The sequence below is a fragment of the Solwaraspora sp. WMMA2065 genome, assembly GCF_030345075.1.
Lineage (GTDB): Bacteria > Actinomycetota > Actinomycetes > Mycobacteriales > Micromonosporaceae > Micromonospora_E.
This window is the reverse complement of the sequence record NZ_CP128361.1, coordinates 1,555,219-1,576,951: the sequence shown is the minus strand read 5'-3', so window position 1 is coordinate 1,576,951 and position 21,733 is coordinate 1,555,219. Positions and strand designations below refer to the sequence as shown.

At 71.4% G+C, this 21,733-nt stretch carries 26 protein-coding genes; 18 read left to right on the top strand and 8 right to left on the bottom strand.

From position 1 onward, the window contains the following. Window positions 1–4: 4 nt before the first annotated feature. Window positions 5–1,960 carry a polysaccharide biosynthesis protein gene (locus O7610_RS07365; RefSeq protein ID WP_289212874.1) on the bottom strand — a complete coding sequence of 652 codons (1,956 nt, stop codon included), beginning with the start codon at window positions 1,958–1,960 and terminating at the stop codon, window positions 5–7. A 184-nt stretch (window positions 1,961–2,144) separates the two neighbouring features. Here O7610_RS07365 and O7610_RS07360 point away from each other — a divergent pair, with 184 nt between their 5' ends. Further along, window positions 2,145–3,617: a tyrosine-protein kinase domain-containing protein gene (locus O7610_RS07360; protein ID WP_281554979.1), complete on the top strand. Its 1,473-nt coding sequence runs from the start codon at window positions 2,145–2,147 to the stop codon at window positions 3,615–3,617. On the opposite strand, the gene O7610_RS07355 is transcribed toward O7610_RS07360, so the two are convergent. After that, window positions 3,604–4,194, bottom strand: a complete 591-nt coding sequence (locus O7610_RS07355; RefSeq protein ID WP_281554978.1) for an arsenate reductase/protein-tyrosine-phosphatase family protein — start codon at window positions 4,192–4,194, stop codon at window positions 3,604–3,606. The two genes, O7610_RS07360 and O7610_RS07355, sit on opposite strands and share 14 nt — an antisense overlap. 129 nt (window positions 4,195–4,323) lie before the next feature. Here O7610_RS07355 and O7610_RS07350 point away from each other — a divergent pair, with 129 nt between their 5' ends. Genes O7610_RS07350 through O7610_RS07335 form a run of 4 tightly spaced genes read left to right on the top strand, consistent with a single transcriptional unit; the run spans window position 4,324 to window position 8,714 of the window. Then, on the top strand, window positions 4,324–5,478 hold the full coding sequence (locus O7610_RS07350) for a DegT/DnrJ/EryC1/StrS family aminotransferase (RefSeq protein ID WP_281554977.1): 1,155 nt from the start codon (window positions 4,324–4,326) through the stop codon (window positions 5,476–5,478). After that, on the top strand, window positions 5,475–6,137 hold the full coding sequence (locus tag O7610_RS07345; protein ID WP_281554976.1) for a NeuD/PglB/VioB family sugar acetyltransferase: 663 nt from the start codon (window positions 5,475–5,477) through the stop codon (window positions 6,135–6,137). Before O7610_RS07350 ends, O7610_RS07345 begins: the two co-directional genes overlap by 4 nt. Next, complete coding sequence (locus tag O7610_RS07340; RefSeq protein ID WP_281554975.1) at window positions 6,134–7,387, top strand: glycosyltransferase family 4 protein; 1,254 nt, start codon at window positions 6,134–6,136, stop codon at window positions 7,385–7,387. The genes O7610_RS07345 and O7610_RS07340 overlap by 4 nt, the downstream gene beginning before the upstream one ends. 58 nt (window positions 7,388–7,445) lie before the next feature. Continuing rightward, entirely contained in the window at window positions 7,446–8,714 is a 1,269-nt protein-coding gene (locus tag O7610_RS07335; RefSeq protein WP_281554974.1) for a glycosyltransferase, read from the top strand. Between the two features lie 70 nt (window positions 8,715–8,784). Here the strand turns inward: O7610_RS07335 and O7610_RS07330 are convergent, their stop codons facing one another. After that, window positions 8,785–10,047 carry a nucleotide sugar dehydrogenase gene (locus O7610_RS07330; RefSeq protein ID WP_281554973.1) on the bottom strand — a complete coding sequence of 421 codons (1,263 nt, stop codon included), beginning with the start codon at window positions 10,045–10,047 and terminating at the stop codon, window positions 8,785–8,787. A gap of 144 nt (window positions 10,048–10,191) precedes the next feature. Here O7610_RS07330 and O7610_RS07325 point away from each other — a divergent pair, with 144 nt between their 5' ends. Beyond that, the gene (locus tag O7610_RS07325; protein WP_281554972.1) at window positions 10,192–11,178 is read left to right on the top strand and encodes a GNAT family N-acetyltransferase; all 987 of its coding nucleotides are present in this window, start codon (window positions 10,192–10,194) and stop codon (window positions 11,176–11,178) included. Window positions 11,179–11,232: 54 nt separating this feature from the next. Here the strand turns inward: O7610_RS07325 and O7610_RS07320 are convergent, their stop codons facing one another. Then, window positions 11,233–12,960, bottom strand: coding sequence for a hypothetical protein (locus tag O7610_RS07320; RefSeq protein WP_289212873.1), 1,728 nt, complete (start codon window positions 12,958–12,960; stop codon window positions 11,233–11,235). Window positions 12,961–13,089: 129 nt separating this feature from the next. Here O7610_RS07320 and O7610_RS07315 point away from each other — a divergent pair, with 129 nt between their 5' ends. Continuing rightward, complete coding sequence (locus tag O7610_RS07315; protein ID WP_289212872.1) at window positions 13,090–13,602, top strand: DUF1707 SHOCT-like domain-containing protein; 513 nt, start codon at window positions 13,090–13,092, stop codon at window positions 13,600–13,602. 220 nt (window positions 13,603–13,822) lie between these two features. Next, window positions 13,823–14,038, top strand: a complete 216-nt coding sequence (locus O7610_RS07310; RefSeq protein WP_281554969.1) for a hypothetical protein — start codon at window positions 13,823–13,825, stop codon at window positions 14,036–14,038. On the opposite strand, the gene O7610_RS07305 is transcribed toward O7610_RS07310, so the two are convergent. The 4 genes from O7610_RS07305 to O7610_RS07290 form a co-directional block, all read right to left on the bottom strand. Further along, window positions 14,029–14,280 carry a hypothetical protein gene (locus tag O7610_RS07305; protein ID WP_289212871.1) on the bottom strand — a complete coding sequence of 84 codons (252 nt, stop codon included), beginning with the start codon at window positions 14,278–14,280 and terminating at the stop codon, window positions 14,029–14,031. The two genes, O7610_RS07310 and O7610_RS07305, sit on opposite strands and share 10 nt — an antisense overlap. Before the next feature lie 1,140 nt (window positions 14,281–15,420). Continuing rightward, window positions 15,421–16,008, bottom strand: coding sequence for a TetR/AcrR family transcriptional regulator (locus O7610_RS07300; RefSeq protein ID WP_281554967.1), 588 nt, complete (start codon window positions 16,006–16,008; stop codon window positions 15,421–15,423). 209 nt (window positions 16,009–16,217) lie between these two features. Beyond that, on the bottom strand, window positions 16,218–16,469 hold the full coding sequence (locus O7610_RS07295) for a helix-turn-helix domain-containing protein (RefSeq protein ID WP_281554966.1): 252 nt from the start codon (window positions 16,467–16,469) through the stop codon (window positions 16,218–16,220). A gap of 149 nt (window positions 16,470–16,618) precedes the next feature. Beyond that, on the bottom strand, window positions 16,619–17,371 hold the full coding sequence (locus O7610_RS07290; protein WP_281554965.1) for a zf-HC2 domain-containing protein: 753 nt from the start codon (window positions 17,369–17,371) through the stop codon (window positions 16,619–16,621). 126 nt (window positions 17,372–17,497) lie between these two features. Between O7610_RS07290 and O7610_RS07285 the strand changes: the two genes are divergently transcribed. The 10 genes from O7610_RS07285 to O7610_RS07240 are packed head-to-tail and all read left to right on the top strand — an operon-like array spanning window position 17,498 to window position 21,727. Next, window positions 17,498–18,079: a sigma-70 family RNA polymerase sigma factor gene (locus O7610_RS07285; RefSeq protein ID WP_281554964.1), complete on the top strand. Its 582-nt coding sequence runs from the start codon at window positions 17,498–17,500 to the stop codon at window positions 18,077–18,079. A 6-nt stretch (window positions 18,080–18,085) separates the two neighbouring features. After that, window positions 18,086–18,679, top strand: coding sequence for an ABC transporter substrate-binding protein (locus O7610_RS07280; RefSeq protein WP_281554963.1), 594 nt, complete (start codon window positions 18,086–18,088; stop codon window positions 18,677–18,679). 39 nt (window positions 18,680–18,718) lie between these two features. Continuing rightward, complete coding sequence (locus O7610_RS07275; protein ID WP_281554962.1) at window positions 18,719–19,126, top strand: periplasmic substrate-binding domain-containing protein; 408 nt, start codon at window positions 18,719–18,721, stop codon at window positions 19,124–19,126. Continuing rightward, window positions 19,123–19,437, top strand: a complete 315-nt coding sequence (locus O7610_RS07270; protein WP_281554961.1) for an ABC transporter permease family protein — start codon at window positions 19,123–19,125, stop codon at window positions 19,435–19,437. Before O7610_RS07275 ends, O7610_RS07270 begins: the two co-directional genes overlap by 4 nt. Next, the gene (locus O7610_RS07265; RefSeq protein ID WP_281554960.1) at window positions 19,374–19,586 is read left to right on the top strand and encodes a hypothetical protein; all 213 of its coding nucleotides are present in this window, start codon (window positions 19,374–19,376) and stop codon (window positions 19,584–19,586) included. Before O7610_RS07270 ends, O7610_RS07265 begins: the two co-directional genes overlap by 64 nt. Next, window positions 19,586–20,062, top strand: coding sequence for an ABC transporter permease (locus O7610_RS07260; protein WP_289213580.1), 477 nt, complete (start codon window positions 19,586–19,588; stop codon window positions 20,060–20,062). Before O7610_RS07265 ends, O7610_RS07260 begins: the two co-directional genes overlap by 1 nt. After that, window positions 20,059–20,409 carry an ATP-binding cassette domain-containing protein gene (locus O7610_RS07255; protein WP_281554959.1) on the top strand — a complete coding sequence of 117 codons (351 nt, stop codon included), beginning with the start codon at window positions 20,059–20,061 and terminating at the stop codon, window positions 20,407–20,409. Before O7610_RS07260 ends, O7610_RS07255 begins: the two co-directional genes overlap by 4 nt. Beyond that, a complete protein-coding gene (locus O7610_RS07250; RefSeq protein ID WP_281554958.1) occupies window positions 20,406–20,663 on the top strand; it encodes a hypothetical protein in 258 nt (85 codons plus the stop codon). The genes O7610_RS07255 and O7610_RS07250 overlap by 4 nt, the downstream gene beginning before the upstream one ends. Beyond that, the gene (locus O7610_RS07245) at window positions 20,602–21,105 is read left to right on the top strand and encodes an oligopeptide/dipeptide ABC transporter ATP-binding protein (protein ID WP_281554957.1); all 504 of its coding nucleotides are present in this window, start codon (window positions 20,602–20,604) and stop codon (window positions 21,103–21,105) included. Before O7610_RS07250 ends, O7610_RS07245 begins: the two co-directional genes overlap by 62 nt. After that, complete coding sequence (locus tag O7610_RS07240; RefSeq protein WP_281554956.1) at window positions 21,098–21,727, top strand: oligopeptide/dipeptide ABC transporter ATP-binding protein; 630 nt, start codon at window positions 21,098–21,100, stop codon at window positions 21,725–21,727. The genes O7610_RS07245 and O7610_RS07240 overlap by 8 nt, the downstream gene beginning before the upstream one ends. Window positions 21,728–21,733 lie beyond the last annotated feature (6 nt).

Sequence of the window (21,733 nt, the reverse complement as noted above, 5' to 3'; positions counted from 1 at the left end):
TCGGTCAGGCCGCCCCGGTGGACCCGTTCTGGCTCGCGATCGGTGTGCCGCTCGGGTCGTCCGGGGCCGGGAGACCAGCACCGCCTGCCGGACCGACGGCACCGGTTCGTAGAGCGCCCCGCTGCCGCCGCGCTCCGACCGGCGGCCGGAGCGGCGTGCAGAGCGCGGCAAGGTCGTCGACCAGATCGTCCGGTCGGCCGTACGGGTCGAGCAGGTGCACGTGCACCGGATCCAGCGCCGGCACCGGGACCTGAGAGATCAGGGGGTGCAGCGGCCGACAGTCCGGCTCTCCGGCGCCGAGCAGGTCCTCGTGCAGCTTCTCGCCGGGGCGCAGCCCGGTGTAGATGATCCTGACCGGGTTGTCGTCCTGCTCGGCGATGCTGCGGGCGACGTCGGCGATCCGCACCGGTTCGCCCATGTCGAGCACCAGCGACTCGCCGTCGCGGCCGACCGCGGCTGCCTGGATGACCAGTTGCACCGCCTCCTGGATGGTCATGAAGTACCGGGTCACGTCCGGGTCGGTGACGGTGATCGGTTTGCCGGCTGCCGCTTGGGCAAGGAACGTGTGCAGCACCGAGCCGCGGCTGCCGAGTACGTTGCCAAACCGGACACTGAGGAACGTGCCCTGGTTGGTCCCAGCCGCGAAGGCCGTGAGCCGTTCGGTGATCCGCTTGGAGTAACCGAGCACGCTGGTCGGGTCGGCGGCCTTGTCGGTGGAGATGTTGACAAAACGCTCCACACCGGATGCCGCCTCCAACAGGGTCTGAGTGCCCCACACATTGGTCTTGACGGCCTCACCCGGGTGGCGCTCCAGCAGCGTGAGGTGTTTGAGTGCAGCGGCGTGGAAGACCACTTCGGGGCGACGGGCGCACATGATCTGCCGGATCGTGTCGCTGTCGCGCAGATCGGCGAGGATCAGGTCCGGGCTGTCCAGCAGTGCCCGGCCGCGCAACGACAGTTGTACGGCGTGCAGCGCTGACTCGTCGCGGTCGAGCATCATCAGCTCACCGGGCTGGAACCGCTGAATCTGCCGGCACAGTTCGGAGCCGATCGAGCCGCCGGCCCCGGTGACCAGCACCCGCTTGCCGGTCAGATAGCCGGCGATCGAGTCGAGGTCGGTCTCAATCTGGTGTCGGCCGAGCAGGTCACTGAAGTCGGGGTCGCGCAGGTCGGTGACGGCTGGCTCGTTCTCAAGCAGTTCGCCGACCGACGGGACCACCTTGAACCGGGCACCGGCCTGGTTCGCGAGGTGGCGTACTTCTCGGATCAGCGCAGCGTCGGCGTTGGCGACCGCGGCGACGACAGTGGTGGCACCGGTACGGGCGGCGACGGCCGGGATGTCCTGCCGGCTACCCAGCACCGGCACCCCGCTGAGCCGTAGCTGCCGCTTCGCCGGGTCGTCGTCGAGCAGGCCCACCGGCAGGTACCGCCCGCTCGGCTCGTCCAGCATCGCCCGGAGCAGCGACTGCCCGGCGGCACCGGCACCGAACAGCAGCACCCGCTGGATGTCCCGGCCAGCGGGCCGGCGGCGGCGTTGCCGGTGCAGCCGGCGCAGGTACCGGACGCCGAGCATCTGGACGAGCGCCAGGCAGCCACCGACCAGCGGTGCGCTGGCCGGCACCGGCCGTTGCGGTGCGGCGAGATCGAGCAGCAGTAGCAGGAGCATGGTGGCCAGCACGCACCGGGACACCACCCACACCTCGTCGAAGCTGCCCAGCCGGTACCGGTCCCGGTACAGGTAACTGAGGTGACCGGCCACCGTGTGCAGCACGATCGCGGCCAGCATGACCAGGACCAGACCGTTGAGGTGTGCCCCGGCGAGGGCGAATTCGTAGCGGGTCCAGACGGCGACGACCAGGCCGGCGCACCAGGCGCCGAGGTCCACCAGCCACATCGGTGCGACGGCGCGTTCCCGGTTGCGGCGGGTGGTGATGTCCGCAGGTCGGGTCGATGTCTGCATTCCAGCCCCGTTCAGTCGGCGTACGGGCAACCGCCGGGTACAGCCGGCGGTGCCTGCGGTCTCGTCCATTCGGTGTGGAGACTGCGGTAATGCCACTATTTGACCAGAAAACCTCCTTAGCTAGTGCAGATTGGTACAAGATGGTGCTGACCATGACGGAGCAGTGTTTTTGGAGGCCGTACCGATGGAACTGCGTGACTACTTCGACGCGGTGCGGAAACGATGGCTCTGGGTACTCGCCGCTGTGACCGTCGCGGTCGCCGCCGCCGTGCTGATCAATGTCCGGACCGCCCCGCAGTACGCCACCTCGGTCACCTTCTTCGTCTCCACCTCAAGCAGCCAGGGGGTGACCGACGCATACCAGGGCGGGCTCTTCTCCCAGCAGCGGGTCAAGTCCTACAGCGGACTGCTCACCAGCAGCCGGCTCGCCGAGACCGTGGTCGACCGGCACAGCCTCGGCCTGACCGCCGGTGAGGTGCAGTCGCGGGTCAGCGCGCGGCCGGTTCCCGACACGGTCCTGTTGCAGGCGACGGTGACCGACAGCTCACCGAACCGTTCGGAGCAGATCGCCGAGGCGATCGTCGCCGAGTTCGTCCGCCTGGTCGAGCAGTTGGAGACCTCCCCGGGTGCCGATCAACCGGCGATCAAGGTCGAGGTGATCGCGGGCCCGCTGCTCAATCCGGCGCCGGTCGAGCCGCAACCGGTGCGCAACATCAGCCTGGCGCTGTTCCTCGGGCTGCTCAGCGGGGTCGGCCTAGCGCTGTTGCGCGGGGTGCTCGACAACACCGTACGCACCGTCGATCAGATGCGTGACGTCACTGCGGCCGGGGTGCTCGGCACCATCCCGTTGGACAACGCTGCCCGCCGGGAGCCGTTGATCATCGGCCGGCAGGCGCACTCGCCACGGGCGGAGGCGTTCCGCCAGTTGCGGACCAACCTGCAGTTCGCCGATGTCGACAAGCCGGTGCACAGCCTGGTGGTGACCAGCGCCATGCCCGAGGAAGGCAAGACCACCACCGCGACGAACCTGGCGTTGAGCTTCGCTGAAGCGGGCAGCTCGGTGCTGCTGGTAGAGGCAGATCTGCGCCGCCCTCAGGCGGCCTCCTACCTGAACATGGAGGGTGCGGTCGGACTGACGAACGTGCTCGCCGGCCAGGCCGAGCTCGACGACGTTCTGCAACCCTGGGGGGCCAGCGGCATGACACTGCTACCCAGTGGCTTCGTTCCGCCGAATCCGAGCGAGCTGCTCGGCTCACAACAGATGGCGGACCTGCTCGCGACGCTGCGCGCCCGCTTCGACGTGGTTATCGTGGACACCGCGCCGCTGGTGCCGGTCACCGACGCGGCGCCGATCGCCGCCCAGGTGGACGGCGTGATCGTGGTGGGACGGTGCGCCAAGACCAGCGAGACGCACCTGCGGGCGGCGGTCGCCGCGCTGCGCGCGGTGGACGCCCGGCTGCTCGGCTGCGTGTTGAACATGACACCGCACCGCGGTGGTGCCTACAACTACTACTACCACGAGCACGGCCGTCGACGTCGGTCCGCGAACGCGGCGGGCCCGACCCGGCAGCGTCAGGCAGTCGCGGAGCCCGACACCACGGCGACCGCCGAGGAGCAGGCAACGGCGGACGTCGGCGTACCGGTCAAGACTTCGTGATGATGTCCAGCAGGATGTCGACGGTCTGGTCGATCTGGCTGGCGCACCCGCGGAAGTCCTCCACCGGCCGCAGCACCGGGTCGGCGAGGTCGTCCTGTTCGGCGGAGACCGGCTGGACCCGGCTACGGGCCGCCGCCGCGGCGGCCACCAGCGACCTGGCCCGGCCCGCGGCGCCGGGCGGCGAGGCCGCCGACGGCAGGGCCGCGGCCTGGGCGAGCCGCCCGAACTGGCGAACGGTGAAGGTGCGGGTCAGCGCGGCCGGGGCCAGCGCGACGCAGTACGCCCGGTGCCGGCGGCTGGCGGTGAGCACCAGGTCCGCCCCGGTCAGCATGGCGGCGTCCACCTGCCGACTGACGAACCCGTCCGGATCGGCCTGGCGTTCCCGCAGGACCTGCTCGGTGTGCGGGTGCATCGGCTGGCCGGTCAGCGCTTCGGTGCCGGCGCTGTCCACGACGACCCCGTCGGAGTCCGTGCCCAGCCGGGTCTGCACGGCGTACCGGGTCAGCCGTTCCGCCAGCGGTGAGCGGCAGATGTTCGCCCGGCAGACGAACAGGATGGTGAACCGATCAGTGGTCATCAACGCCAGCCAATCCGGTGCGTCGGCGACCGGCCGTCGGACTGCGCCGGCCGATCGGTCGTGGCCGCCGACCCGACCACGACCAGGTCAGCCTAGCCCGCGAGCAGGACATTTCGCCGGAGCCGCGCGGTGACCCGGCAGATCTACCTGTCCCCGCCGGACGTCGGCCCGCTCGAGGAGGAGTTCCTGGTTCGGACGCTGCGCTCCGGCTGGGTGGCCCCGTCCGGCCCGGAGGTGGACGCCTTCGAACAGGAGATGGCCCGGCGGGTCGGCGTCCCTCACGCGGTCGCGGTCAACTCGGCGACCGCCGGCCTGCACCTGGCCCTGCTGGCGCTCGGAGTGGGGCCGGGACAGGCAGTGGCGGTACCCACCCTGACCTTCGTCGCCACCGCCAACGCCATCGTCTACACCGGCGCCCAGCCGGTCTTCGTCGACTGCGACCCACGGACCGGCAACGTCGATGTCGATCTGCTGGCCGAGGCGCTCACCCGGCGGGAGCACGGTCAGCCGCCGGTACGCGCGGTGGTGCCGGTCGACATGTTCGGCCGCTGCGCCGACTACGACGAGATCGTCCCGTTGTGCGCGGCGTACGGCCTGCCGGTCGTTGAAGACGCGGCGGAGGCGCTCGGCGCCTGCCTGCGCGGTCGTCCCGCCGGCAGCTTCGGCCGGGCCGGGGTCTTCTCCTTCAACGGAAACAAGATCATGACGACCTCGGGGGGCGGGATGGTGGTCACCGACGACGCGGCGATCGCCCACCAGTGCCGCTACCTGGCCAGCCAGGCGCGCCAGCCGGTGGCGCACTACGAACACACCGACATCGGCTACAACTACCGGCTGAGCAATCTGCTCGCCGCGCTGGGCCGGGCGCAGCTGCACCGTCTCGACTCGATGGTCACCCACCGCCGGGAGATCCGTCAGCGGTACGCGAAGACCTTCGCCGGTGTCCCGGGGGTGCGCCTGCTCGGCGACCTCGGTGACGAGGCGGACCTCGGCGGCAACGCCTGGCTCACGGTGATCGTCGTCGACCCGGTCGAGTCCGGCTGGGACGCCGCCGAACTGGGCCGTTACCTGACTGACCGGCGGATCGAGACCCGGCCGGTCTGGAAACCGATGCACCGGCAGCCGGTCTTCGCCGCCGCGCCGCGGCTGCTCACTGGAGCGGCGGACCGGCTCTTCGCGACCGGACTGGCGCTGCCCAGCGGCTCGTCGTTGACCGACGAGCAGATCGGCCGGGTACTCGCGGCGATCGGAGCGTTCCTTGACGGCGACCGGAGCGGCCGATGAGCGTCCAGGACCTGGTGATCGTCGGCTGCGGCGGGCACGGCCGTGAAATGTTCGGCATCGTCGACGCCGTCAACCGGGCCGGTCCGGCACCGGCGTGGCGGGTGGTCGGCTTCGTCGACGACGATCCCAGCCCAGCCAACAAGGAACGCCTCGACCGGCTCGGTGCCGCGCTGCTCGGCGCGGTGAACTGGCTGACCGGGCAGAGCGACCCGCCCGCTTACGTGATCGGGATCGGCCTGCCGGCGTACCGTCGTGCGGTCGGTTGGCGGATCGACGCCGCCCGGCCGGCGGCGGCCCCGCTGGTCGCCGCCACGCTGATCCACCCGAGCGCCACGGTCGGTCCGGACAGCCGGATCGGCGCGGGCTCGGTGCTGTTCGCCGGGGCCAGGGTGACCACCGACGTGACGCTCGGTCGGCACGTGCACATCAACCAGAACGGCGTGGTCGGTCACGACACGACGGTGGCGGACTACGGCTCGGTGGGACCACTGGCGGCCGTTTCCGGATCCTGCGCGTTGGACGAGGCAGTCCTGGTGGGGACGACTGCGGCGATCCTGCAGGGCCGTCGCGTCGGTGCCGGGGCGACGGTCGGCGCTGGGGCGTGCGTGGTACGTGATGTGCCGCCCGGCGCGGTGGTCAAGGGGGTGCCCGCGCGATGAAGGTCCGTTGGTGGCCGTGGCGGGTGTCGCCGGTGTCGAGGGAGGCGTCGGGCATGCGGGTGGTCGTGATGCTGAAAACGGCCGAGGGCGGCCGGTGGATCGTGCCCCAGGTCGAGGAGCTGTGCCGGCGTGGCAACGAGGTCATCGTGGTGCTGCCCGCCGGCCCGGGCCGGTTACGCGAACAGTTGCGCCGGGCCGGGGTACCGATGGTCGACTCGCCGTTCCAGTTCCGGTTCCGCCCGACGCCGACGACGGCCGCGCAGCTGTGGTCGCTGCGTCGGCTGCTGCGTCGGCTGCGCCCCGACGTGGTGCACTACCACCACTATCACGCGGCGCTGGCGGTCCGGCTGAGCCTGTCCGGGCTCGACATGGTCAGGATCTTCATGGTGCCCGGCCCGCTCTTTCTGGAGTCGACGCCGATCCGCACCGCGGAGCGCTTCCTGGCCCGGCTGGACGATCTCGTCATCGCCGGCAGCGCGCACACCGCCGACCGGTACCGGTCCCTGGGCCGTCGTGCCGACGCGCTGGCGGTGGTGCCGTACGGCGTGGACACCCGGCTGTTCCGCCCGGCGGACGCCGCCACCCGGGCCGCCGCACGTCGGCGGCTGGGTCTACCCGCCGACGTCTTTGTGGTGGTCATGGTGGCGTACGTGTACGCGCCGAAGGCGATGGTGCACCGGGGGACCGGCATCAAAGGGCACGACGTCCTGCTGGCGGCGTGGCGGTCGTTCACCCGCGACTGTCCCCGCTCCCGCCTGATCCTGGTGGGTGGGGGCTGGGACGCGGCCGGTGAGGAGCACCGGCGGGAGCTGATGCGACGGTTCGACGTGGCGGCCGATCCGACCGTCGACTGGTTCGCCGGCGTCATCGACGTGCGGCAGTACTACGCAGCGGCGGACGTCAGCGTCAGCCCGTCGCGCTCGGAGAACCACGGCGCGGCGCTGGAAGCCGGGGCCTGCGGGGTGCCCTCCGTCGTGTCCGACGCCGGCGGCCTGCCGGAGACAGTCAACGGGGACAGCGGCTGGGTGGCCCCGACCGGTGACGTCGAGGCGCTCGCAGCCGCGCTGCGCGGCGCACACGCGGAGTTCCGGTCCGGTCGGCTCGCCCGGCGTTCGCTGGCCGCACGGGAACACATCGAGCAGCGGTTCGACAGCGGTGACTGCGCCCGGGCGGTGGCCGACCTCATCGAGACGACCGGCGGGCGCCAGCCGGCGCCACGCCGTCGGCCGGCCGCCGCGCCGGTCGGCTGATCTGCGCGGATCGCTGTCGCCGGCCGCCGTGCCGGCACCTGACTCTGACTACCGGCTGATGGGGAGTACAGTGGAGAACTCGTTGGGTTCCGCGATGGGCACCGTCGCGGTCAGTACCCAGACTCGGTTCCAACGCACACCGGACGGCGCCGTGTGGACGGTGAACGGGCCGGCGCACGCCTTCTGGACCCGGTACCTGTCGGCCTTCGACCGGGTCCGACTGCTCGCCGAGGTCACCGAGGAACCGCAACCGCCGTCCGGCGCATCCCGGGTGGACGGCGCGGGGGTGGAGGTCTGGCCGCTGCCGTACCGGCGCGGACCGCTCGGCCTGCCGCCGGGCCGTGCAGGGCTGCGCCGGTCGTTGCGGTACGGGGTCGACGACGTCGATGCCGTCATCCTGCGCAGCCCGTCACCGGCCGCCGGCCTGCTCGTACCGATCCTGCGTCGTTGGCACCGTGGCTACGCGGTTGAGGTCGTCGCAGACCCGCAGGACATGTTCGACGGTCCGGTGACGATCGACCCGGTGCGCCGCTGGCGCGTGCACCGGGCGGCGCGCCAGCTGCGGGAGCAGTGTCGGGACGCCACCGCCGTGGCCTACACCACCGGCACCGGCACATCGCTGCGGCTGCGCTGTCCGCCCGGGCCGAACACCGTCGCCACCGACTACCCGGACGTCGACCTGCGGGCCGACGCGTTCGTCTGCGAGCCCCGTGAACCGTCGGCGCCCGGCGGCCCGGTGACGCTGATCTCGGCCGGGACGCTCGACCACTCCCGGCACGGCGTCGACGTCGTCCTTGCGGCGATGCGTCGGCTGGCTGACGACGGCGTCTTGGCGGACCTGGTGTACCTGGGCGACGGCCGGTCCCGGCCGCGGCTAGAACACCGCGCGGCCCGGCTGGGACTGACCGACCGGCTCGTCATCGCCGGTGACCGTCCCGCCACCGAGATCCGGTCCTGGTTGGACGCCGCCGACGTGTTCGTGTCGCCGGGTTCCGCCGGTGTGCACTCTCCGGTAGTGGTCGAGGCGATGGCCCGGGGCCTGCCGGTGGTCGCCGTCGGGGCGGTGGGCCCGCCGGACCTGATCGAGGCGGACTGTCTGGTCACCACCGGCGGTCCGGCGGCGCTGGCCGAGGCGGTCCGGCGGCTGCTGACCCGGCCGCAGCGGATGGTCGAGGTGGCGGCGGCCGGTCTGGTCCGGTCCCGCGCCTACCGCACCGAGCTCGTGGCACCCCGACGGGCGATGTTCTACCGTGCCGTCCGGATGGCCGGTCGCCCGACGCCGGTGGCACCGGCAGCCCGGGGGCGGGAACACGCCCCGACGAGCTGACCGCGTCAGCGCCCCGCCGCCTACTTGCCGCGTCAGCGATCCCGCTGCCCAGGTAGGCGGCGGGGACGGGTCACAGCAGTTCCGTGCCGGCGGTGGCGGCCAGCCTCCGGCGGGTGTCCAGCACCAGTGGCGCAGCACTGAGCAGGGAGTAGTCGATGCCGTCGTGGTCGGTCAGCACGACCACCGCGTCAGCGGCTTCGACCTGGTCGACGGTGAGCGGCACCGCCTGTACGAAGGCCGGCATCTGCTCCGGGCGCAGGTGTGGGTCGACGACGTGCAACTGGGCGCCGGCCAGGTGCAGCAGTTCGGCGACGCGGACCGCCGGGGACTCGCGACAGTCGCCACTGTTGCGCTTGTACGCCAGCCCGATGAGCAGCACCCGCGCGCCCCGTAGCGCCCGACTGCGCCGGTTCATCGCGCTGGTCAACCGTTCCACGACGTACATCGGCATGTAGTTGTTCACGTCGTTGGCGAGTTCGACGAACCGGAAGTTGCGGCCGAGGGTCCGCTTGACCTCCCAGGACAGGTAGGACGGGTCCACGGGCAGGCAGTGCCCACCCACGCCCGGGCCGGGGGTGAACCGCAGGAAGCCGAACGGCTTGGTGCTGGCGGCGTCGATCGCGTCCCAGATGTCGATGCCGAGCATGTGGGCGTACACCGCCAGCTCATTGACCAGGGCGATGTTGACGTGTCGGAAGGTGTTCTCCAGCAGTTTGGTGGTCTCGGCCTCCCGGGTGCCGGTGACCGGCACGGTCCGGTCCACCAGACCGTCGTAGAACGCTCGCACCGACCGCAACGACTCGGGGGTGATCCCGGAGACCACCTTCGGGGTGTTGACGAAGTTCCATTCGTGGTTGCCCGGGTCGATGCGCTCCGGGCTGTACCCGAGGTGGAAGTCGAGCCCGGCCTGCAGACCGCTGCCCTTCTCCAACAGCGGCCGGAGAAACTCGTCGGTGGTGCCCGGGTAGGTCGTTGACTCCAGGATCACGGTCGCGCCGGGAGTGAGCTGCTCGGCGAGCGAGCGGGCCGCCTGCTCGATGTAGCGCAGGTCGGGTGCGCCGTCACGCAACGGCGTCGGCACGGTGATCACCGCGGTGTCGAATCCCGCTGCGGCGGCGTAGTCGGTGGTCGCGGTGTAGCGGCCGCTGCCCAACGCGGCGTGTAGCTCGGCGTCGGTGACATCCTGGACGTACGAGGTGCCCGCGCGCAGCATCCGGATCCGCTCGGTGTCGGTGTCCAGACCGACCACCCGGTGCCCGACCTCTACGGCGCGCATCGCCACGGGCAAGCCGACGTACCCCTGACCGACGATCACCACCGGTGCGTTCGCCATGTCTCCCACTTTCCGGATGAAAGCCCGATAACCGGCATAGGTATTTTAAGCACCGTAACCGTCTATCATGTGCCCGAATCTGGTTTGTCAGGTCTGCTGAAAAATCGTTCGTGCCGGTGTGGCGGCCTGCCAGACAATCGCCGGATGACAGCGACCACCGAGGCTCCGTCACTTCCTGCTGGGTACACCCAGCGGCCCGCCGGGCCCGATGATGCATCCACCGTCTTCCAGCTGATCGCCACCTGCAACACCGCGGTCATCGGCCGGCCCGACTACACCCTTGACGAGGTCGCCGACGAACTCGCCGACCCGGACTTCGACCCGACGCGGGACGGTTGGCTGGTGCGCGACCCGGGTGGCGTGGCGGTCGGCTGGGGTTGGGCGTGCCGCAAGGGGAGCAGCGACAACATCGACGTCGAGGCCTACCACCTCGACTCCGAACCGGTGGTCGGCGACTGGCTCTGGCACCGTGCCCAACGCCGCGCCGTCGCGATCGCCGCCGAACTGGGCCACTCCCGGGCCGTGCTGGACGTCGGCTGCTACCGGGAGGACACCGCGACGGCCGGCCGACTGGCCAACTTCGGCTTCTCGGTGGCGACCGTGTACAACCGGCTGTTCGTCCCGCACGATCCGGCGAGCCCGAGGGCCGACCCCGGGGCACCCGAGGGTGTGCGGATCAGCAGCACCGGTGACGATCCCGAGGCCCGTCACCAGGCATGGACCGTGCACCAGGCCGCCTTCGCCGACCACTTCGGTTTCGTGGCCAAGGCCTACCCCGACTGGGTCAGGCAGCTCGAGTCACACAGTGACCACGACTGGTCGCTGGGCGAGGTCGCGTACCTGGACGGCGTCCCGGCCGCGATGGTGCTACGGTCGCATGCCTTCGTGGCCGACGAGCAGAGCGGCTACGTACGGCTACTCGCGGTCCGACCTCAATGGCAGGGGCGTGGCCTGGGTCGTCTGCTGCTTCGCCGGGCGTTCGCCGCCGACGCCGCCGACCGGCGGCGGGGCACATTCCTGCACGTCGACACCGACCCCCGCCGGCCGGCGCTGCGCCTGTACCTCGCCGAGGGCATGCGGCCGGTCCAGATCATCGATGCCTGGCGACGGACCGTCCCGGTGACGCCCTGACCCGGTGAGGTGCCCGACCCGACAGACTGGACGGCGATGACAAGCCGGACCGGCTCACCGCTCGGCCGCGAGCCCGGCCACCGTCCGCCGGATAACCTGCTCGAACAGCTCCCCGTCGACGACGGCCAGTGACGCGGTCATCGACACCACGATCAGCGTGGTGTCGACCTGTACGACAGCCAGCGCGGTCGTCGCCGTGACCCGTCCGGCACCGCGGCCCAGCGTCCGGACCACGTCCATCCGCCAGACGCGGTCGCCGATGGCCGGTGCCACGCGGGGCAGCGACTGTACCCGTAGTCCGGACCGTCCGTCGGTGAACTCCCGACAGGCCGCACCGGCCCGTTCGACCGCGGCGAAGACCATCTCCACCGGCCTTGCCGAGGACATCGCGTCCGGCCGGTACGACACGACGTCGATCTGCAGGGTGCTCCGGCCGAGCCCAGCGCCGCCGGGTGCGGCCCGCGTCGCGTAGCGCGCCACGCCCCGGCCGGTCCGTCCAGCGGCGGCGCGGCGCAGATAGTCGTCAACGATCGACGGCTGGCAGCCGGCCGGTCGACTCCCCGCCGGTGGCGGTGCCGGAAGCGGATCCGCCCGCCACGCCGGGCCGAGCACGGGCTCGACGGCCCGGGCGGCCCGGTTCGCCGCAGCCGTGTCGATCGGAACCGGACCGGCGCTTCTCGGCGTGTCCGGAGCCCGGTGGGCGTGGTCCGGGTCGGGCCCGCCGCGCGGGCCGGATCCGCTGTCCGGGACGGTGGGCGACGGCCGGATCAGCAGCGGCGCGGCGAGGTCCGGCGCGGCCGCGGTGCCCACCGGAAAGGCGAGCAGCCCGGCGACGACTCCGGCCAACGTCGCCGGGACGGCCGCCGCGCCGGGCGAACCGGTCCGCCCGGCGGTCAGCACCGGCAGCAGACCGGCCAGGACCAGCAGGGCGGGTGCCAGTGCAGCACCGGCGACCAGCTGATCTCCAACGGCCGGTGCCAGGTGCCACAGGACGGACGCCCCGGCTTGGCCCCCCGCACCGGCGATCACCCCGGCGGCTGGCACGGCGTACCAGGTTACCGTCCGGGCACCACCCGGTCCGCAGCGTAGTCCGACGGTCAGGCTGGCGACGGCGACGGCCAGCAGCAGCACGCGGCTCATCGACCCGGCAGGCGTGCCCTGCCCCGGGCCGGTGAACGCGGCACCGGCGGCCAGCGCGGCGCTCGCCGAGGCCAGTAGCCACGGCCAGCCGCGCAGCACGGCGCGGCGAGCGCTCTGGCCCGAGGCGATCCGGTCCAGCTCGGCGCGCACGAGCGGGTCGAACACCACCGGAACCAACGGCAGTCGGGCCGCCGCCGCCGGTAGCACGACCGCCGGCCGCTGGCCTGGACCGGCGGTGCTGTCCGTCCTGCGGCCGCCGATACGCAACCGGGGTCGGTCGGAACCGACCAACCGGTGCTGCCGGCAGAGTTCCTCGAAGCGCGCCTCGGCCATCGGATGGGCCGGGGGCAGCCGGGCGATCCGGCGTTGGGCGCACACCGTCGTGACCAGCGTCCCGGCCAGCCCACTGCCGAGCGCGATCGCTGCCCCGGAGGCCATCAGGGCACCGACGGCCCAGGTCGCCTCGGTCAGGCACATCGCCTGGTCGCCGGCGGAGGGCGGGCAACGGGTCAGCACGTCCAGGTACGCCAGCCCGATGGGACGGTACGCCAGGGCCAGTATCCCGCCGGTTGCCGCACCGAGCGCGGCGAGTGCGACCGCGACCACCAGCAGGGGCCATGTCCTGCCACACCTGGGCGTCATGCCGACAGACCCCCGCATATAGCCATCCGTGCCGGACCATGTACCGAACGTAGACATGATGGGGGATTCCGTCCCGCTGGTCCAGCGCGACCTGCGGCGACCGTCAGGTGGAGTAGCCTCGGAAACACTGTGGAAGGCGACTACGGGGTCAACAAGCGGGCCGGTGCCGAGCGCGCCGGTGCCGAGCGCGCCGGTGGTGAGCGGGTCGGTGACGCGCAGCGCAACCACGTCGTCGAGTTGCTCGCCCGGGCACTCGGTGAGGGCTACCTTGACCTCGCCGAGTACGAGCGGCGGCTGGTTGAGGCGACTGCGGCGACAACGTCGGGGGAGCTCGTCGTGCAACTGACCGATCTGCCGCGGCGGTTCCACTGGGACCCTCGTACGCCGGTCGTCGGGTCGTCGGTCGCCGACCGGGCCCGAATCCGGCGCACCACTGCCGCGTTGATCATCGCCGTCGCGTCGTTGCCGTTCGCCGCCTGCTACGGCGTCGGCGCGGTACCCGCTGTCGCGGCGATCGTCCTGGCGGGTCCGGGCCGACGGGTTCCAGGTCAGCGGGCCATGGCGCTGGCAGCGACCGTGGTCGGATTGGTCGGCGTGGTCGGGTCCGTGCTGAGTATCGTCCTGCTACTCGTCGTCGGCTGAGACGCCCGGCCGTCTCCCGGTAAAGTGCCATCTACGGACCGGCCGGGCCCGGCCGTCGCGGACAGGTGCGATCGTCGATGGCATGTGCCCGTCACGAACGGCCCGACATGCCGGGGTCATCCTTGTTCTACTGCTGTGTCTGACCGCCTGCGCCGCGACCAGCGCGAAATGCCGCAACAACAGTTGTACGGTCGCCGTCAAGACAACCGAAACTGCAAGCGTGGAGATTCTCGACCACCAGATGGAATTCCGCGATCTCGTCGCCGGATCGGTGACCGTGGTCTACGCCGGACAGCCCTATTACATCCCGGTCGGGCAGACGGCGGGGGTCGGTCCGCTGACCGTGACGGTGACCTCGGCGGACCCGGGTCGGGCACAGCTGGTCATCTCTGCGGACCAGCACACCGGCGCGGATGCCGGTCGTGGTCACCGCTGAATCCAGAGACGCAGTTCCTGTGGGTCGAGGCAGGCAAGTACCGCTTCGTGCAGGATCATGCTGGCTGCCCGAGCCAGGGTGAGGTCGAACTGTCCGGTGCGGCCGTCGGGCATCCGCAGCGCGACCGTGCCGGTACGCCGGTCCACGGCACAGCGCAGCGGCAGCTCGGCGGCCCGGCCACCCGGCGAGCGGACCAGGACCCGCAGCTCGACCACGCCGTCGGAGACCCGTCGATCGACCATGGGACCGCTGCCCGGCGGGGCAGGTCGACCGGCCGGCGCAGGCCGGTCGCGTGCTGCCGGCTGGCGTTGGGGACGCCGGGGCGGATCGCGCTCCGGGCGGCAGGTCGCTGTCGTGGTGCGTCCGGCGGGTGGGCCCGGCGTGGTCGCGGGCCTCGCCGGCCGGGCGGTACGCACGGGTTCGGGTGGTGGCCGCCGGTCGGCGCGGGGCGCTAGTTCGGGGCGGCCGAGCACCACGGTGTCCACGCCGGTGCCCTCTGCGCCGGTGACTCGGTACCGGACGGTGACCGCGGTGTCGGACAGGTTGAGCACCACTCCGGGCCGCCAAGCCCCGCTACGGTGGATCCAGATCGGATCACCTCGCCGGTACGCCGTCACGGTGTGCGCCGTACCGGCTGGCGGCAGGCGCGAGCTGCGGCCCGTGCCGCTCACCGGAACTCGTACCGCATTATTGGGAACTGCCTCTGATCGCCGGGACAAAGTCGTTACGTTGCCCGGCCGACGATACTTCCTCGATGACCGGGTGCGGCAGGGGTCGATGCCTGGTGCCTATTCGGATATTGCGGACCAGGGGGTGGGGAGGCCGAGTCGTGCCGTCTTCCCGACGATCAGGAAAGATGGTCGGGTGCTCCGCCGGATATCGTGCGGTTCCTGCCGCGTTGCCGAGGACCGTTTGACATGACTCGGCGTGAACACGTTTTCGAGGACCATGCGCTGTCGGGTTTCCCGTACCGCTGCGGCCTCGCCGCTGGCATGCGTGGACGTACCGGCCCGATGGTCGATCGGACGGCTACCGCCGCCTTGGCGAAGCGGTCTGCCAACTCTCCGTAGTGTTCACGCGGGTGGCCGACGTCTGTCGGTCGAGAGCCCGCTGACCGACAGACGTCAAGGGGAGGCGGGCGCGTGCGGCACCGGCAGGCAAGGGAGACCAACCCAGCTTCCTAGGAAGCACCAGGGGCTGTGCCACCAGTTGCCCCCGACGGACCTCAAATGTCCATCAGATACTCAGCAGGGCAAGTGTCTGCAGTGGAGCGCGAGAGCTGGATCGGCCGACCGGCGTCAAAGCTGCAGCGGCGGGTGGGAGCGTTGCTCAACCATCCAGTGGACTGCGGCGCATCGCCGGGCCGGCCGGAGCGCCGCTGATCAGCGGCGTGCGGCGATGCCGTCCAGGAAGAGGGTGGTGCAGTCGTTGATCAGCCGGTTGAGCGAGTACTTGCCGCCCGGCCTGAACCATCGCACGGTGAGCCACACTGCATCGCGGGTGAGCCGGTAGAAGGTCTTCGGGTCGATGTCGGAGCGCAGAGTGCCGTCCCGGCGGCCGGCGTCGATGACGGTGAGCCAGACGCTCTCCACCTCCTTGGCCACGCCCTTCAGGTAGCCGAACCGGGGTAGACCACGCAGGTAGTTCGCGTCGTTCTGATAGATCTCGGTGGCGTGCGGGTGGCTGGCGGCACACTCGAGCGAGGCCCGGATGAGTTGCCGCAGTTGGTCGTCCGGCCCTTCCGGCCCGTCGAGGATCTGCTGGTAGCGGGCGCGCAGGTCGGCGAGGTAGCTGGAAATGATCTCGTCGACCATCGCTTCTTTGGACTCGAAGTGGTGGTAGAGGCTACCGGAGAGGATGCCCACGTCGTCGGCGATCTCGCGGACGGTCGTGCCGGCGACGCCCCGGCTGGCGAACAGCGCGCCAGCCCGGTGGAGTATGTGCTCTCGTCGGCTGCGGGAAGTCACCATTGTCTCCCTGGTCGTGTAGCGGTGAAGCGGACACTTGCTTGGCACCTTCCGCGACGAGCCGGCCCGGCGGATACAGCCGGATTCGGCAGTCAACCATGGCGGCTCTCTGACCAATGTGATCGGTGACCGGGTGGTCATCACGAGGGGCGGAGGAGGTACGTCCGTCAGTCTAGGACCCAGGCAAGACGATTAACCGTACGCGGCGCGATCTAGTCCAGTGTGTCCTGATCGGCGCTCCCTGCGCTGTGCTCAGGCTCAGGTGTACGGTCAGCATGGACGGTCGGATCCGGGCGGCGTCCGCCGCGACTGCGGATAGGCACACCCGAGTAGTGCAGTCGCCGGTGCACGTAGCTGTACGACACGCCGAGCTCGGCAGCGATGCGCCGGATCGGCGCTCCGGCGAGGTACCTGCTGACGATCTGGGCGCTCGTCGGACGCTCGTCGGGCGTGGTGGCCGGCATGACTGCTCCCTGGCCGTGACGGGACGGTGGTGTCGTTGCGGATGTCTGCCGGACGAAGCCGGAGGCTGGTCCGTCGTCACCATGTCCCGTCAGGGGGAGCGGAGGTTGTCCGGCCGGGTTGTCAGATCAACGGCACCCGGGACGACGGGTCAGGCCGCCCGGTCCCGGCGGTGGCGGATGCTGGCCACGCCGCCCCGGACCACCCGCAACGGTGTCGGGTTGGCCGCCGGTGGTTCCTCGTCGAGTTCGACGCGCCAGCGTGACCGCGTGCGGCCAGCGTCGCCCGGTGACGTGTCTGGGTCGCCACCGCGTCTGCGCAGCGCCAGGATGAGCAGGTACCCGGCGACGACCAGGCCGTGGCTGAGCAGCCGTGGGTAGTCGACCCGCCCGGTGATCACGTCGTTGACCGACAGCAGCGCCAGCACCGCGACGAACGCGGTCAGGGTCGGCAGCATCCCGGCCGGCCGGGTGCGCCGGACGGCGATCCACACGAAGCCGGCGCCGAGGGCGACGTTCCAGGCCGCGGACTCGTGCCACAGGTGGTTGGGTGCGGTCCCACCGACCGGATCGGGAACATGCAGATGGCCGTCGGCGACGCCGCCGATCTGGGCCGCGCCGAGCAGGAACTGCGCGATTCCGAGGACGCCGAGGGCGTACCGCAGCAGCAGGGCGACCCGGGCGGCGGCCAGCCGTCGGGGCGGCGCGAGTGCGTCGAGCACCGACTCGTCGATGGCACCGACCGGTTCCGGGCCGGTCCGCCGGGCGAGACTGGTGACCACGGCGGCATCGGCGTACCAGTCCCGGCAACCGGCACAGCCGGTCAGGTGGTCCCGCGCCGCAGCCGACTCGGCGACGTCGGTCTCCCCGTCGAGTTCGGCCGACAACAGCTCACGAAAGTCCACGCACCCCACATGTCAATAGTCGGCCTGCCCGCCGGGACGGTTCCCACCGGGGTGGCGCCCGGCCGGGAAGACGCCACCGGGCGGGTGGACTATGGCGGGGGAGGCTTGCCGGATACCCTTCCAGTCATGCCGCACGCCGCACCGGACGACGCCCAGATCACCCGTTGGGCCCTCGCGGCCCGCGACGGTGACCGGGCGGCCGCCACGTCGTTCGTCCAGGCCACCCAAAGTCAGGTGCAGAGGTTCCTCACCCATCTGGTGGACAGCACCGAGGCGGAGGACCTCGCCCAGGAGACGTTCCTGCGGGCGATGCGGTCGTTGCCGCGCTTCGCTGGACGCTCCAGCGCGCGTACCTGGCTGCTGTCCATCGCCCGGCGGGTCGCCGTCGACCATATCCGCGCCGTCGTGGTGCGGCCCCGGGTCGCCGATCTGGCCGACTGGCAGGCGGTGGCCGAGGCCGTGGTCGTCGGCCCACGCTTCGAAGAAGCCGTGGCGCTGCGTCAGCTGCTGGCCGGCCTGGCCGCCGACCGCCGGGAGGCGTTCGTGGCGACCCAGGTGCTCGGGTTGAGCTACGCCGAGGCCGCCGAGGTCTGCGGCTGCCCGGTCGGGACGATCCGGTCCCGGGTCGCTCGGGCCCGCGAGGACCTGGTCGCCGCAATGACGGAGTCGGGGCGGCAGTCCGGCCGGCAGCTACGAGCGATCAGCTGATCTCTCGTGCCCCTGTCCCGCGGGACAGAGTCGGCGGCGGCGTTCGACGCCGACCTGGCCCGCAATCCGGTGGGCACCGGGATGTACCGGGTCACCGAGTACCAGCCGAGCTCCAGCGCGACATACGAGCGCAACCCCGACTACTGGGACCCGGATGCGGCCGCCGCCGCTCGGATGGAGTTCACCAGTATCACCGACTCCCAGCAGCGGCTCAACGCGCTGCGGACCGACTCGATCGACGCCACCATCCTGGACGCGGCGAACGTCGCCGCGGCCGAGTCGGCCGGTCTGGTGGTGGACTCCGCCCCGGTGCTGCAGTTCTACCACCTGCAGCTCAACCTGTCCCGCGAGTACCTCGACGACGTGCGGGTACGGCGGGCAATCAACCATGCGATCAACCGTGAGGACCTGGTCAGCGGCCTGCTGTTCGACCTCGGCGAGCCGGCGGTCCAGCCGTTCCCGAGCGGGTACTTCGCCCACGACGAGTCCGTCGCCGACCTGTACCCCTACGATCCACAGCGGGCCCGGCAGCTGCTCGACGAGGCCGGCGTACCCGAGGGCCACACCCTGGAGTTCATCAACCAGAACGCCCCCGCGTAGACCCAGCTGACCGAGGCGCTGCAGGCACAGCTGGCGGAGGTGGGTCTCAATGTCGAGATCACCCAGACGGTCAACTTCGCCAACTCCTTCTACGTCGAAGGCCAGGGCGACGCCGGAGCGATCAACTGGACCGGCCGGCCGGATCCGTCACAGACCGTCGGGCTGGTCATCGCCGAGAACGGTTTCGCCGACCCGGGCAAAGTGACCACGCCCGAGGTGACCGCCCTCTACCAGGACCTGCAGGCCACCACGGACGAGACGCATCGGCAGGAACTGGCCCGGCAACTGTCGGCCCGGATCATCACCGACGCCCTCGACGTCGTCCTCGACTTCCCGTACAGCAACGTCGCGTACAGCGACAAGGTGGTGGCCTGGAGAACTGGCTCGCCGGCAAGCTGGAGTTCCCCGGCGTCGGCACGACGACGATCAGGCATGGTGAGGACATGATCGGACTCGTCGGCCGGCGCCTGTTGACCATGGTGCCGCTGCTGCTGTTCGTCACACTCGTGGTGCACGGCATCGCGATCTTCGTCGCCGGCGACCCGGCGGTCCGGATCGCCGGGGAGAACGCCACCGCCGAACAGATCGCTCTCACCCGGGACCGGCTCAACCTCGACGAGCCGTGGCCGGTGCGGTACTGGCGGTGGCTCACCGACGCGGTCCGGGCGATCTCGGCAACTCAATCTTCAACGCGGTGCTGCAGCCACCCACCGGCGGACACCTGCTCGGCACCGACGACCTGGGCCGGGACCTGCTGAGCCGGCTCATCGTCGGCGCCCGGCCGTTGCTGCTGGCCGTGCTGCAGTCCCTCGCGGTCGGGGTCGGCTTCGGAGTGCCGATCGGGCTGCTCGCGGTGCTGCTGCCGGCGTTGCCCGGTGGGCTGCTGATGCGGATCGTAGACGGGTGATGGCCTTTCCGCCGCTGCTGCTGGCGATCGGCGTGCTCGGCCCAGGGCTCAGCCAGGCGATGATCGCCGTCGGCGTGGTGTTCGTGCCGCGGTTCGCCCGGCTGATCCGCACCAGTGTCCTGCAGGTCTACCACGAGACGTACATCGACGCCTCGCGGGTCATCGGCACCCCGCTGGGTCGGCTGGTCCGCTGGCACGTGCTGCCGAACATCACCGGCCCGGTCGTCGTGCAGGTGGCGGTGGCCAGTGGGTTCGCCATGCTCGCTGAGGCCGGTCTGAGCTTCCTCGGGCTCGGTGTCCAGCCGCCGGACGCGAGCTGGGGCGCGCTGCTCGGCCGAGCGCTGCCGTACGTCGACACCGCCTGGTGGCTGGCGGTCGCCCCCGGCGCGGTGATCACCTCGACCGTGCCGGCCACGAACGTGCTCGCCGACGGCGTCGGTGACTCGCTCGGCCGCGAATCCAGGAGCCCGCGTTGACCACACCCGCCAGGAGCACCGAATCTGCCAGGAGCACCGCTCAACCGGCGCCGGTCACCGGCGCGGTGCTGCAGGTCACCGACCTCACCGTCGCGGTGGGTAGCGCCGCCGCCGGCGGCTGGACCGACCTCGTTCACAAAGTGCCGTTCGAGGTGGCCGCAGGTGAGACCGTGGGGCTGGTCGGGGAGTCGGGCTGCGGCAAGAGCACCACCGCGCTGGCGTTGATGGGGCTGCTGCCGCCCCGGGACCTGCGGGTCGGGGCGGCACGGTCCGGCTCGACGGGACCGACCTGTACCGGTTGTCCCGTCGGGGCTGGGAGGACGTCCGCGGCGACCAGATCTCCATGATCTTCCAGGAGCCGATGTCCAGCCTGCACCCGGCGTTCACCGTCGGCGAGCAGATCGCCGAGTCGGTACGCCGGCACCGGGGGCTGTCCCGCCGGGCGGCCGCCGACCGGGCGGTCGAACTGCTCGACCTGGTCGGCGTGCCGGACGCCCGGTCCCGGGCCCGGGCGTACCCGCACGAGTTTCTCCGGCGGCATGCTGCAGCGGGTCCTGATCGCCATCGCGCTGGCCTGCGAGCCGAAACTGCTGGTCGCTGACGAACCGACGACGGCCCTGGACGTCACCGTACAGGCGCAGATCCTGGATCTGCTGCACGAGATGCGCGACCGGTTCGGGCTGGCCGTCCTGCTGGTCACCCACGACCTCGGGGTGGTCGCCGAAGTGTGCGATCGGGTGGTGGTGATGTACGCCGGCCAGGTCGTCGAGGAGTGCGACATCGACACCTTCCTCGCCGGTTCCCGCCATCCGTACAGCCGGGCACTGCTGGCCGCCGCGCCGGACGCCGCCGTCGACGGCGAACTGACCTGGATCCCCGGTGCCCCGCCCGGCCCGGACGAACTGCCGTCCGGCTGCCGGTTCCAGCCGCGCTGCCGGTACGCCCGCGACGCCTGTCGCAGCGGACCGATCGTGCTGCGTCGCACGGCCGACGGACACGCGAGCCGTTGCCTGCTCGACCCGGAGGCGATGACCGATGAGTGAACTACTGCGCCTTTCCGACCTGCACGTCACGTTCCCGGGCCGGTCGCTGTTCGGCCGCCGGGCCGCGCCGGTGCAGGCGGTACGCGGCGTGGACCTGACAGTGGCGCCGGGCGAGACGGTCAGCGCACTGGACGTGTCGACCCAGAACCAGATCCTCATGCTGTTGCGGGTGTTGCAGCGGGAACGGGGGGTGGCCCTGCTGTTCATCAGCCACAACCTGCTCGCCGTACGGCATGTCGCGGCCCGGGTGGCGGTCATGTACCTGGGCCGGGTGGTGGAGACCGGGCCGACCGCGCGGGTGTTCGCCGCACCGGCCCACCCGTACACCCGGGCGTTGCTCGCCGCCGTGCCGGGCGCGGCCCGGCGCCGCCAGCGCGGCGTGCGGGCCGCGTCGCCGGTCGGTGAGCTGCCCAGCCCGGTCGCGCCGCCGTCCGACTGCCCGTTCCATACCCGCTGCCCGCTGGTGCTGGACCGCTGCCGGGTCGAGATGCCGGCGGCGGTGCCGGTGGACGACGGCGGTCACGTCTCGTGTCACCTGCAGACCAACGGTCCGGCGCTCGGCGGCCGGCCGCTGCCGGCGTCGCTGGCGGCCGGCGTCGGACCCGCGACGGCGGCCGGGTGACGCGGC